Raw genomic sequence first — 11,872 nt, 5'->3', positions numbered from 1 at the left:
CGCCCCCAGCTGCCCCCATCCATCCCAGGAGGCCGTGCCCCACGAATGCGCCCATACCCGCGCCCGCCAGGACCGACAGCCACCGAAACAAATCGAAGACGGTGAACACCCGCTGTCTCCTTCCCTCGAAAGCCCGTGCCGGAATGGCACACACCCAGGCCCGCCAGGATGACAACCTGACGGGCTGGTGGCTCGATTCGAGGGGCCAGGCCCTGCACCCGCGCAGGAGCCGTCGCCTCCTTCAGCAACTATCCGGCCAGGGTACTGCCGCCGAAGCCCAGGCCCGTCGCCCCTTGAGCGTCTTCAGCGCTTCAGCCACATCGGCTCGCCGGGGCACAGCCGGCAGCGGGCCTCTGCGTTGGCACAGGAGGTCGCGCAGGATGGGAGCGCCGCGCGGGCCGAGCTTCCGGCGCGGTACAGCAGGTCCTGATACGCGATGGAGCCCACGATGGGGTGCATGCTCTGGAGCTGCACCACGGTGCCCCCCGAGCGCTTCAGTCGGAAGGTCGGCGTCCCCACCGTCAACGCCGTCCGGATGGCCTGCACGCCTCCCGCTGTCTTGTCCTCGCCGTAGGTCGTCGTGCCCTGCGTGATTTCAAGCCGGCCCGCGGACGTGAGGAAGCCCACCAGCTCCACTTCATTCGTCGCCGGGCACCCTGCCTTGCACACCGCGAGGTTCGCGGACGTCTGGGTCGTGGGCACGAGAGACTGATGGTGGATGCGGTGGTTGTAATACAGCACGTCGCGCTCGATGGTCGGCCGTGTGCCCGTCTTGAACCACTGGATGTAGTACGCGGTCATGTCGTACGCGGGCCACTGCTTCCCCGTCGACGGCCGGATGTTGTGGTGCTCGTGCTGGTCGTTCCAGGTGACGATCTGGACCTCGTCCAGGCCGTCGGCAATCACATTCTCCCAGATGGAGCGGAGCGTCAGGGAGTTGCGCGCCTCCCAGAAGGCCTTGTCCTTGGGCCGGTAGTCCTGACTGCTCATCGGATGGATCCACTGTTTCCCGTACCCGGCCGCCTTCGTCTTCAGGCTCCCGGAGTACCCCGCCGTCGTCACCGGGACGGCCGTCCCCCACCCCGCGTAGGCATCCCCCACACTCTTGTACTCCTCGAAGAGCGCCGTGCTCCCAGTGCCAAGGAAGACCGGCACCAGGTACAGGCTCATGCCCAGCTCCGTTGACGCGCGCTGCTTCACGGTGGCGTAGAACGCCGCTGTCCGGCCCTGCGCGGCAGGATTGAACAGGCCAACGACATACTTCCCATCCGGCCGCCGCAGGAGCGCCGCGGAGCCCTTCAGCTGACCCAGGATGCGAATCATCAGGTCCTGGTCCCCCGCCTGGCTCCCCGTCCCCAGGATGGTCATGTCGAAGTTGGGGATGATGTCGAAGCCGCCGGCCTGCGAGGCCGCGTCGGCAATCGTCTTCGCCCGCGTCCACACCGCGCCGTTGTTCACGTCGCTGTCGGTCCACAGGTTCAGATAGAAGCCATCAATGCCAATCCTCGCCGCGAGCTCGATTTCGTCCTTCGCGTCGCGAAGCCGCCAGTCCGTCTCCGCGCGGGGAAGTCTCGGGAGCGGCCGCTCTCGCATCATGCCGCCGTAGGCCGCGTGGCTTCCGCTCTCGCCATTCACCGCGATGTAGGCGCGCTCGTAGTAGTCATTGGACGTCGGGTTGGCGTTGTCGAACGACACCGGGTAGTAGTGCCAGTGCGCATACACCCGCTTCGCCGACGTCCGGAGCGTGGTGCGCGGCACCGCGGTGAACGGCCACTCACAGGGGCCACAGTCCGGCCCGCAGTCGACGCCTGTCTCGGTGCCGTTGCGCACCCGGTCCGAGCAGGTCGCGGCGGGCGTCACGCTCAGCGGGAAGCTGGACTGGTTATCGCTCTCGTTCGTCTCCGCCGGCAGGCGGTTGATGTCATCCACATGCGCGAGGAGCGTGTGGGCCCCCGCCGTGGCCGGCGCGGTCCACACCTTCGTCCCCGCGGGGCCGGAGTTGGCGGTGAGCGTGACGCTGCCCCCCGGCGCGATGGAGCTCGTGTACGTGTCCGACCACGACACCTGTGTACCGTTCACCCAGAAGGAGAGGCCGTGGACGATGCCCGCGGGCGTCGCGACGTTCCCCGTGTTCCGGATGGTTGCGCTGAAGGTGACGGCACTGCTCGGAACCACTGTGGTCGGGCTCACGCCCGTGACGACGAGGTTGTAGCCGTCCACGAGCGCCCCCTGCTGCGAGTCCAAGGGCTCCTGGAGCGGCTCCCCGCCACAGCCCATCCACGCGGCCAGCAGCCCCAGTGACAGGGCCTTCCATGCGCTCTTCCAGTTGTGATTCGCGGGGTGCATCCACAGGCTCCGTTCCAGCTCGCATCTTCCTGTCGCGCCATCACGAGATGTCTGGCGCGCTCCACGGGCGGGCAGGCTCCATTGTCGTGGTGGAGCTGAACGGGTGGCTTCAGAAACAACGGTATTTCAAGAAATGAAGGCTAGATCCGGCACCAGAGGATGTCCCCGCCGGGCCTGGCGACGGCGTGCCCCTCACTGCCTACGGGCTCCTCCTTCCCGTCGCAGAGGAAGTCGATGCCCGCGGCGTCCTGCGCCGGGACCTTCGCGAGGAAGCGCTCACCGGAGGCGCCGCGCCCGACGATGACGCCGAACCGGGGGCTGCCGTCGCGTTCGTACAGCACCGTGTACGTTTCAATGCGGCCGGGGCCCGTGAAGTCCTCCACGAACGAAGGGACGGGGCCGCGCGAGGCGTCTGCTTCCGCCTGATGCTCGAAGGACTGTGGCGGTGTTCCGGCGGGGGGCGGTTCGCGCGTGAGCACGAGGCTGTGGTTGTACGTCGCGAAGCCGCCGTTGCCGAAGAGCAGGCCATGGCGTCCCTGCTCGCGCAGCCGCTGCACCATGCTGACCACCGCGTGGCTCATATAGTTGGCGATGGGCCCACCGCCGAACGTGAGCCCCCCCCCGAACACGGTGGCGGGCTTCTCCAGCGGCCAGCCCAGCACCCGGCGCGCCATCTTCGGCACGCACGGGAAGCAGCTGTAGAGTTCCACGAAGTCGAGCATGTCGAAGGTCAGCCGGTTCAGCTCCAGTGCGCGACGCAGCGACACGGCCATGCTCGGTGAGCTTGCATGGCCATCGCGCGCGAGGAAGTCCTCCGGCTCATGCGCCGCCGCGCCCCGTCCCACGTACACGAGGCGGTCCTCCGGCACACCGCGCGCGAGCGCATTCGCCAGGCTGGTGACAAGGAACCCCGCGCCCTGGTTGACGGCGCTGTTCGCCACCATCCGCTTGCAGTACGGAAACGCGATGGGCCGGTTGGACGGCAGGCCGTGACAGGAATCGCCACACACAAAGCCGGATTCGTAGCGCATCCCGCTACATACGAAAGACCCCGAACCCGAAGAGGCGGCGGGTCCGCGCGACCCGATGCACTCATTACTTGCGAATCAATTCATGGACGGGCTGCCCATCCGGTCCCACGCCATCCAGCCGCACGAAGTCGACCGAGAAGGGCCAGGACGTCTTCACGAAGACGTGCTCCAGCTGGGAGACGCTGTTGCCCAGCTTCGTCCACGCCTGGACCTGGCATTTGCCGTCGACCCGCGCGGTGGTGATGTCGATGGGGCGTGAGGGAAAGGCCTTCAGGCTCACCCGGACCCGCCAGCCCTCCGCGGTGGCTTCGACCCACTGCGAGTCCTCCAGCCCATACACGGGCTGTTCGACCCCCAGCAGTTCCTCCACCTCCGAGGGCCCGCGCTCCAACATCCGCCAGTACACCTGCACGGGACGCGTCCCCACGGGGCGGCAAGCCTCGTCCAGGCTCAGGGCGTAGTGGACCTGGTTCCGGTTCTCGCTACGGGACAGGAAGAAGGCGGACTGCGATGGGAGGGGCGCCCCGGCCGCGGAGGCCAGGGTCGCGACGGTCGTCAGCGCAACGGCAGTGAGGTTGTTGAACCCGGATCCAGGAAGCATGGGGGTCCCCCTTTGATAGCGGCATGACGGCGGTCGCTCGCGAGGCCGTATCGGGAGGACGAAATACCGCTGTCCCCCGGAACTGTCACCCGCCCGGCACACTTTTCACAGAATTCGGCGCAGGCTCCTCCGAGCACCTCCTCGTCCGCCTGTCGAAGCCCCCCGCCGCCTGGGGTGGCCCACGCGCCGGGGCCAGCCTTGTACTCGCCGTGAGCAGTCTCAGGTGCGCCAGAATCGCTCGCCCCCTCCCCCCTTCCTTTGGTGGAGCGGGTGCCGCCGCATGTGCCCTACCGGCAGTGGACGCCGTCCTTTCCGCATCGGGTGCGGTGGGTGCTGCTCAAGGACGTGGGGGCTACGGCTCGGTGTCCCGGGCCGGTTGCGTGACGTTCAGCGCTCGGCTTCCATGCGCGCCTTCTCACGGACAATGACATCGCGCACGTGGTCGCGCAGGGCGTGCACGTCCCCGGCGAAGCCCTCCGGGTCGATGGGCTCCAGCACGCGCACCCGGGCGTGGACCGCCTGCTGGATGACCAGCCCGTGCTTGGGCATGGTCCGCGCGGTGCCAGTGAGGACCACGGGGATGATGGGGCAGCGCTGCTGGATGGCCAGCGTGAAGGCGCCGTCCTTGAAGGCCTTCACCTCCCCATCCTTGGAGCGGGTGCCTTCGGGAAACATCAGGATGGGGACGCCACGCGACAGCCAACGCTCACACCCGGCCATCATCTGGATGATGCTCGCCCGGTCTCCGCGGATGAGCGGCACATACCGGTTGAGATGCATGTTCCAGCCGATGAGCGGCAGCTTGAAGTTCTCCGCCTTGGAGACCCACTTGAAAGGCCGGTAGAGGCCGAAGAGGACCAGGATGTCCCCCAGCGACTCGTGGTTGGCCACCAGCACCGCCGCGCCCTTCCAGGGCAGGCGTTCGCGGCCCTCCACCCGCAGGTGCCACATCGGGTTCACGTAGAAATACAGCTGTGCCCAGAAGCACGAGTACAGGTGAAGCACGCGTCCATTCGCGTCAAACGGGCGGGTGAGCGCCCACAGCAGGAGCGCTCCAAGGAACAACACCGCGCTGGACAGCGCGAGGAAGGTCCAGAACGCGATCGAGAGGAGGATTCGGATGGCTCCCACTCTGTCATGGATGGATGGTTCCACACAGCGTAGGTGTGCATGGATGACGCGTGGTGCACGAAGCGGGTCGCGTGGGTGACAGCGTCCATCGCGGCGCCGGCCTCGAGCGTCAGCGACCATTCGCCCGTGCTGAGCTGGGTGGGGACGTCCTTCCAGAAGAGGCGCACGTATCCGGAGGTCTCCCATCCCGCCTATACGCTGTAGGAGGAAGACCGGTGCCAGAGGATGTCCCCGCCGGGTCCGGCGACGGCGTGACCTTCACTGCCGATAGGCTCCTCCTTCCCGTCGCACAGGAAGTCGATGCCCGCGGTGTCGTGGGCCGGGACCTTCGCGAGGAAACGCTCACCGGACGCGCCGCGCGCGACGATGACGCCGAACCTCGGGCTGCCGTCGCGTTCGTACAGCACCGTGTACGTCTCGATGCGGCCGGGGCCCGTGGCGCCCTCCACGAACGGAGGGACCGGGCCGCGCGCGGCGTCGGCTTCCGCCTGATGCTCGAAGGGCTGGGGCAGTGTTCCAGCAGGCTGCGGTTCGCGCGTGAGCACGAGGCTGTGATTGTGCGTAGCGAAGCCGCCGTTGCCAAAGAGCAGGCCATGACGGCCCTGCTCGCGCAGCCGCTGCACCATGCTGACCACCGCGTGGCTCATGTAGTTGGCGATGGGCCCACCGCCGAACGTGAGCCCCCCGAACACGGTGGCGGGCTTCTCCAGCGGCCAGCCCAGCACCCGGCGCGCCATCTTCGGCACGCACGGGAAGCAGCTGTAGAGCTCCACGAAGTCGAGCATGTCGAAGCTCAGCCGGTTCAGCTCCAGCGTGCGGCGCAGCGACACGGCCATGCTCGGTGAGCTTGCATAGCCATCGCGCGCGAGGAAGTCCTCCGGCTCATGCGCCGCCGCGCCCCGTCCCACGTACACGAGGCGGTCCTCCGGCACACCGCGCGCGAGCGCATTCGCCAGGCTGGTGACCAGGAACCCCGCGCCCTGGTTGACGGCGCTGTTCGCCACCATCCGCTTCCAATACGGAAACGCGATGGGCCGGTTGGACGCGGAGGGCGTGACAATCTCTTCCACGGACAAAGGCTCGCGGATCCACGCCCCCGGATTGCCCGCCGCGACCTGCGAGAACCGCGACCAGATTTCGCCACTCTCCCGCTGCGCCTCCGCCAGCGTCTGGCCATACGCGGCACGGCCGGCGTTCTCATACAGGGGATAGACGTCGACCGGAGAGTTGAGGCCGTAGCGCTTCCGGTAGGCCGCGTGAGCCTGGACACCGATGCTCGTCGCGGCGTTGTGCGCGGAGGGGGCATCCCCCGCAGCCAGCGCCGCGCGCCGGGCAGCCGTGCGCAGGGCCTCACCGCCCACGACCGCCGCGACCTCCACGGCACCGGAAGCAACGCGGTTGGCGGCCTCGTGGAGCAGCCGCACCGGGCTGTCCCCGTTGGCCTCCGCCGTCTGTTCATGAATGCGCGGCCGGGCGCCCAGGCGTTCCGCCAGCGCGAGCGGCAACGGGCCCATCTGCCGGAACGAGAGCTGATCCACCACCGCCAGCGAATCCAGCCGGGAGAGCCACCCACCGCCCGCATCCGCGTCCGCCGCTCGCAGCGCGGCCTCCATCAAGCCCAGCGAATCCAGGCCCCGCAGCGGATCCTCCGGCCGGTCGTTGATCTGCCCCACGCCCACGATGACGGGAATCCGGTTCGCGTCCTTCATGCCTCGCCTCCTGACCGACCTGCTCCCATGGCCAGCCATTCTGGTCAATGAGCCCATATTACCCGGATGGAATTGACGCCTGTTTCTACCCGGGTAATATCCCCAACATGATTTCTCCTTCCGCCACCTGGACCGCCTTCACCGGCCAACGCCTGCTTGCCTCCGGCTCACCGGCCGAGGTCGTCACCGCCGCCAAGGCCGCGCTCGATGCGGGCGAGCATGAATCCCTGATCCTGTTCGATGACGCCACGGGCCGGACCGTGGACTTCCACCTGCGCGGCACGCTGGCGGAGGTGCTCGCCCGCCTCCAACCCGCGCCGGACCCGGCCGCCGAGTCCTCCGAGCCCCGAGGCCCCGGCCGTCCGAAGCTGGGCGTCGTGGCCCGCGAGGTGACGCTGCTCCCCCGCCACTGGGAGTGGCTGTCCGAGCAACCCGGCGGTGCGTCCGTGGCCCTGCGCAAGCTGGTGGAGGCCGCTCGCGCGAACAGCGGCGACGCCGACCGTGTCCGCCGCGCCCAGGCCGCCACGGACCGCTTCATGACCACGATGGCCGGCAACGCGCCGGGCTACGAGGAGGCCGCCCGCGCGCTCTACGCGGGCGACCGCACCCGCTTCAACAAGTGGACCCGGAGCTGGCCGGACGACATCCGCGACTGCGCCCGAAAGCTCGCGGCCCCCGCGTTCTCCAAGGAGACACCATGAACCACCAGTGGGCGCTGAAGTCGCGTCCCCACGATGAAGTCTCCGATTCCTGCTTCGAATGGCGTCAGACGCCGGTGCCGGCCCCGGGCCCCGGCGAAGCACTCGTGCGCGTCGTCTGGCTCGCCATCGAACCCACCCAGCGCACGTGGCTCAATCCCCACGCGACCTACATCCGGCCCGTCGAGTTCGGCGAGGTCATGCGCGGGGCAGGTGTCGGACAGGTCATCGCGTCCCGCTCCGAACGGCTGGCCGTGGGCGACTGGGTGACGGGCATGACGGGCTGGCAGGAGTACGCGCTGGCCGGTGACGCGGGCCTCTTCGGCTTCAACAAGGTGCCGGACGGCATCGACCCCAAGGCCATGCTGAACCTCTACGGCGCCAGCGGGCTGACCGCCTGGATTGGCATGACGGACGTGGCCCGCGTGGCACCAGGTGAAACCGTCCTGGTCTCCGGCGCCGCTGGAAGTGTGGGCTCCATCGCCGGACAGGTCGCAAGGCTCCGAGGCTGCCGCGTCATCGGCATCGCGGGCGGCCAGCACAAGGTCGATTGGGTCACCCGCGTTGCCCGGTTCGACGCCTGCATCGACTACAAGTCCGAGGACGTCCGGACGCGCCTCCAGGCACTGGCGCCCAAGGGCATCGACGTCTTCTTCGACAACGTGGGAGGGCCCGTGCTGGAGGCGGCGCTGGACCACCTGGCGGTACGCGCCCGCGTGGTGCTCTGCGGCGCGGTCTCCTCCGGCTACAAGGACCGTGACTACGGCGCCACGCCGCGCAACTACATGCAGCTGGCCTTCCAGCGGGCACGCATGGAGGGCTTCATCTTCCTGGACCACGTCCCGCGCTTCCCCGAGGCCTTCCGCGAGCTGTCCACCTGGGCGGCCCGGGGGGAGCTCGCCCTGACGGAGACCGTCGCTGAAGGGCTGGAGCAGGCGCCGTCCGCCCTGCGCGGCCTGTTCGAGGGTCGGAACCTGGGCAAGCAGTTGGTCCGCGTCGCGGCCCCTGTCTGAGCGCGGTAGCCTGCCGCCTCCCACCTCACGCACGGAGCCCCGGATGAAACTCCAGACCACGCTGACCACCGTTCTCGCCCTCGCCACGGGCGCCGCGGAAGCCCGGGACCCCGCGAAGGACGAGCGCGAGCTGCTCAAGGTCGAGGCCGCGCTCTGCCGCGCCTTCGAGACCGCCGACGTCGCCACGCTGCGAAAGAGCCTGGACGCGCGCTTCACGCTCACCGACTCCAAGGGCACGGTGACCGACCTGGAGCAGAACCTGGCGGAGGTGGCGAAGAAGGACCCCGTCTATGAGGTCTTCCGCAACCACCACCAGAAGATCCGCCTGTATGGCGACGCCGCCGTCGTCACCGGCATCACCACCCTCAAGGGCCACTCCGGCAAGACGCAGTTCGAAGGCGACTTCCAGTTCACCGACACCTGGGTCTACCGCGAGGGCCAGTGGAAGCTCGCCGCGAGCCACGCGACCCGGCTGGCGAAGTAACCCGCCTCACGCCGCTTCGGCCCCGGCCTCCGGCACAGGGCCGTCCCCGAACTCCAGCCCGTCGCGCCGCTGGTCGAGCTTCTCCTGGAGCGCCCGGATGATCTGGATGCTGAAGAGGGCCATGACCAGGGCGGAGCCAGCGGCGATCAGGCCCACCACGGCGCCGGCGGTCGACATGCCCCCATCCGCCGTCTCCAGCTTCCCGATGATCCGCTGGTCCACCTGATTCATGATCCGCGACAGGACGTTGGCCCCCCACCACACGGAGAGGGGAAGCACCGAGGCGAAGTGCGCCCCACCCAGCCGCGTCGCGACATCCTTCATCAGGTGGTAGGGCTTCACCCAGTTGGCCAGGGGAATCAGCCACCACCAGACCGCCATCGCAGGGGAATCCCCGATGTCACGCCCCAGGGCCTTGAGCTGACGGACGACCCGGTGGAACCACATCAGGAGGAAGACCTGGGCCAGGAGGCCTCCCCCCACGTTCAGGAAGACCACGCCCGCGGCGGGCACGCCCTGCACCTCTTCGGTGAACACCCCCAGGGACAGGATGACGTGGAGGCCCAGGCTCAAGAGGTCCGTCGCCGCGGAGAACTGGAGCGCGGTCACCGCTCGCCGAGCTCGGCCACGGGAGTCGGGCACCTCCAGGGCGGAGAGCCGCATGCACTCGCGGCACTGGCCGTTCTCCTGTTCGCACCCCGAGCACACATATCTTCCACACCGCGCGCAGGTGCGCACCGCTGCCCTTTCGGGATGCTGCGGACACACGGCCTGTGACTCAACTTCCCCCTCAACGGCACTGAGCATGAAGAGAGGAATTAGGGCCTGCCTTCAACCCTTCGTCAATCCCACATGGGAAAGGCTGGCTCCCAGCCGCTTCAAGCCTTCTGGAATGCGTGTCGCAGGAATACCGCCATATCCCAGCACCAGCCCTGGCCGAGCTCGTGGCCCCGCGAAGTAACGCGACAGGCTGATGAGCCCCACATCCACCGCCCGGGCCCGAGCCACCGTCTCCCGCTCCAACGCCACGCCGCCTCGCCGGAACGTCGCGCACAGGTGCAGGCCCGCCACGGAGGGCACCACCTGGAGCCAGTCTCCGCAGTGGCGCGAAAGCCCCTCCTCCACACTCGCGTGCCTCGCCTCGTAGTCCCGCCGCATCTTGCGGATGTGCCGCGCCAGCAGTCCGCTGTCGATGAACCGCGCGAGCGCTGCCTGCTCCGGCACCGGACTGTGCCAATCCATCACGCGCCGTGCCCACCGCAGCTCCCGCTGGAGCGACGGCGGCGCGACGAGGAACCCCATCCGCAGCATGGGGACCATCACCTTCGAGAACGAGCCCACGTAGAGCACCCGCCCGGAACGGTCCATCCCATGCAACGTCTCCAGGGGCCGGCCGCCAAAGCGGAACTCGCTGTCGTAGTCGTCTTCAATCACCACCGCGTCGCGCCGCTTCGCCCACTCCAGCAGCGCCACCCTGCGCGCGGGCGACATGGGCATGCCCAGCGGGAACTGGTGCGACGGCGTGACGTAGACGAGCCGAGCGGCGTCCGGCAGCGCGGCCACGTCCAGCCCTTCCGCGTCCACCGGAACAGGCACGACGCGCGCGCCCAGCGACTGGAACACCTGCCGCGCGGGCGGATAGCCCGGCTCCTCCATGGCGACGCAGTCCCCCGGCTCGATGAGCACCCGGCCCACGAGGTCCAGCGCCTGCTGCGCGCCATTGGTGATGAACACGTCATCTACCTCCGCGCGCACGCCCCGCGAGACGCCCACGTGCCGCGCCACCGCCTCCCGCAGCCCCCGGTGCCCGGCTGCGTCCACGTAGCCCCCGGACATCGTGGCGGCCCGCAGCTGGCGCGCCACCAGCCGGCGCCAGGACTCGAATGGGAAGCCCGAGACATCCGGGCTGCCCACGCCAAAGTCATACGCGGCGGGAGCCAGCGGTGCGGGCAGGTCCGGCAATGAGCGCCAGAAGGCCCGGGCGCGCAGCGGCACCTGGGCCTCCCGCCCTGCCCTGCCACGCGGCCGTGACGCCTCTCCCTGGACGAAGCTCCCCGCCCGCGTGCGCCCCGCGATGAGGCCCTCGGCGGTGAGCCATTCATACGCCACGCCCACGGTGTTCCGCGCCACGTCCAGGCGCAGGGCCAGCTCACGGGTGGGCGGCAACCGCTCCCCACGGCGCAGGCGCCCGTCGAGGATGGCCGCGCGCAGCCCCCGGTAGATCTGCCCGGCCAGGTCCCGGCGTCCCCGGAGCTCCACATGGAAGTCCATGCCGCATCCTCCCACGGATTGGCCCAATGAAATTCGTCAATCCTGGCCCTGTCACCGGGCCAGCGGCGGACCATCCTTCCGGCATGACCGATTCCACCTACGCCTCCCACCCCGTCGACTCCGAACGCATGCCGTGGATCCCCATGGGCCGGCCCGGGCTCGCGTTCAAGCCGCTGCGCTTCTTCCGCGACGGCAGCGGCTGGATGTACCTCTTCCGCCTGGAGCCCGGCACCCTCATCCCCCGGCACCGCCACGTCGGCGAGTCGCACGCCTTCAACATCTCCGGCCACCGCCAGCTGCTCGACACCGGCGAGGTGATTGGCCCGGGCACGTATGTCTATGAGCCGTCCGGTAACGTCGACAGCTGGCAGGTCGTGGGCGATGAGCCCCTCGTCCTGCACATCACCGTGAAGGGCGGCATCGAATACCTGGGCGACGACGGTCAGGTCCTCAAGAGCGTGAGCCCCGCGGAGCGGCTGGAGACGTACCGCCGCTGGTGCCAGGAGAACGGCGTGGAGGCCCTCGCCACCATCGAGTGACGAATGCGGTTGCCCCAGCCTCCGCCCCCGGGCAGGAGGAGGCCTGGCC

12 protein-coding genes are annotated in these 11,872 nt (G+C 68.9%); 5 read left to right on the top strand and 7 right to left on the bottom strand.

Going from position 1 to position 11,872, the window contains the following annotated elements; translation table 11 throughout:
* Window positions 1-303: 303 nt before the first annotated feature.
* The 4 genes from D7Y11_RS38050 to D7Y11_RS38025 form a co-directional block, all read right to left on the bottom strand.
* Window positions 304-2,346, bottom strand: coding sequence for an endo-1,3-alpha-glucanase family glycosylhydrolase (locus D7Y11_RS38050; RefSeq protein ID WP_126936130.1), 2,043 nt, complete (start codon window positions 2,344-2,346; stop codon window positions 304-306).
* A gap of 140 nt (window positions 2,347-2,486) precedes the next feature.
* The gene (locus D7Y11_RS38045; protein ID WP_233607528.1) at window positions 2,487-3,377 is read right to left on the bottom strand and encodes a hypothetical protein; all 891 of its coding nucleotides are present in this window, start codon (window positions 3,375-3,377) and stop codon (window positions 2,487-2,489) included.
* 64 nt (window positions 3,378-3,441) lie between these two features.
* Window positions 3,442-3,978, bottom strand: coding sequence for a DUF4833 domain-containing protein (locus D7Y11_RS38040; protein ID WP_126936129.1), 537 nt, complete (start codon window positions 3,976-3,978; stop codon window positions 3,442-3,444).
* Window positions 3,979-4,365: 387 nt separating this feature from the next.
* The gene (locus D7Y11_RS38025; RefSeq protein ID WP_233597464.1) at window positions 4,366-5,100 is read right to left on the bottom strand and encodes a 1-acyl-sn-glycerol-3-phosphate acyltransferase; all 735 of its coding nucleotides are present in this window, start codon (window positions 5,098-5,100) and stop codon (window positions 4,366-4,368) included.
* A gap of 48 nt (window positions 5,101-5,148) precedes the next feature.
* Between D7Y11_RS38025 and D7Y11_RS43970 the strand changes: the two genes are divergently transcribed.
* The gene (locus D7Y11_RS43970) at window positions 5,149-5,313 is read left to right on the top strand and encodes a hypothetical protein (RefSeq protein ID WP_172814716.1); all 165 of its coding nucleotides are present in this window, start codon (window positions 5,149-5,151) and stop codon (window positions 5,311-5,313) included.
* On the opposite strand, the gene D7Y11_RS38020 is transcribed toward D7Y11_RS43970, so the two are convergent.
* On the bottom strand, window positions 5,301-6,818 hold the full coding sequence (locus D7Y11_RS38020) for an acetyl-CoA acetyltransferase (protein WP_126936128.1): 1,518 nt from the start codon (window positions 6,816-6,818) through the stop codon (window positions 5,301-5,303). The two genes, D7Y11_RS43970 and D7Y11_RS38020, sit on opposite strands and share 13 nt — an antisense overlap.
* A 107-nt stretch (window positions 6,819-6,925) precedes the next feature.
* On the opposite strand from D7Y11_RS38020, the gene D7Y11_RS38015 reads away from it, so the two are divergent.
* Genes D7Y11_RS38015 through D7Y11_RS38005 form a run of 3 tightly spaced genes read left to right on the top strand, consistent with a single transcriptional unit; the run spans window position 6,926 to window position 9,013 of the window.
* Entirely contained in the window at window positions 6,926-7,519 is a 594-nt protein-coding gene (locus D7Y11_RS38015) for a DUF2239 family protein (RefSeq protein WP_120580956.1), read from the top strand.
* Complete coding sequence (locus D7Y11_RS38010; protein ID WP_126936127.1) at window positions 7,516-8,529, top strand: NADP-dependent oxidoreductase; 1,014 nt, start codon at window positions 7,516-7,518, stop codon at window positions 8,527-8,529. Before D7Y11_RS38015 ends, D7Y11_RS38010 begins: the two co-directional genes overlap by 4 nt.
* Window positions 8,530-8,572: 43 nt before the next feature.
* Complete coding sequence (locus D7Y11_RS38005) at window positions 8,573-9,013, top strand: nuclear transport factor 2 family protein (protein ID WP_126936126.1); 441 nt, start codon at window positions 8,573-8,575, stop codon at window positions 9,011-9,013.
* A 6-nt stretch (window positions 9,014-9,019) separates the two neighbouring features.
* On the opposite strand, the gene D7Y11_RS38000 is transcribed toward D7Y11_RS38005, so the two are convergent.
* Window positions 9,020-9,676 (bottom strand): DUF4328 domain-containing protein, encoded by a 657-nt coding sequence (locus tag D7Y11_RS38000; RefSeq protein ID WP_158624560.1) that lies wholly within the window; start codon window positions 9,674-9,676, stop codon window positions 9,020-9,022.
* 168 nt (window positions 9,677-9,844) lie between these two features.
* A complete protein-coding gene (locus D7Y11_RS37995; protein ID WP_126936125.1) occupies window positions 9,845-11,284 on the bottom strand; it encodes a PLP-dependent aminotransferase family protein in 1,440 nt (479 codons plus the stop codon).
* Window positions 11,285-11,367: 83 nt separating this feature from the next.
* Between D7Y11_RS37995 and D7Y11_RS37990 the strand changes: the two genes are divergently transcribed.
* Complete coding sequence (locus tag D7Y11_RS37990; RefSeq protein ID WP_126936124.1) at window positions 11,368-11,823, top strand: anti-sigma factor; 456 nt, start codon at window positions 11,368-11,370, stop codon at window positions 11,821-11,823.
* Window positions 11,824-11,872 lie beyond the last annotated feature (49 nt).

This window comes from Corallococcus sp. AB018 (genome assembly GCF_003986945.1).
Taxonomy (GTDB): Bacteria; Myxococcota; Myxococcia; order Myxococcales; family Myxococcaceae; genus Corallococcus; species Corallococcus exiguus.
Note: the sequence above shows the minus strand (reverse complement) of the source record. Positions and strands in the feature narration are given on the sequence as shown.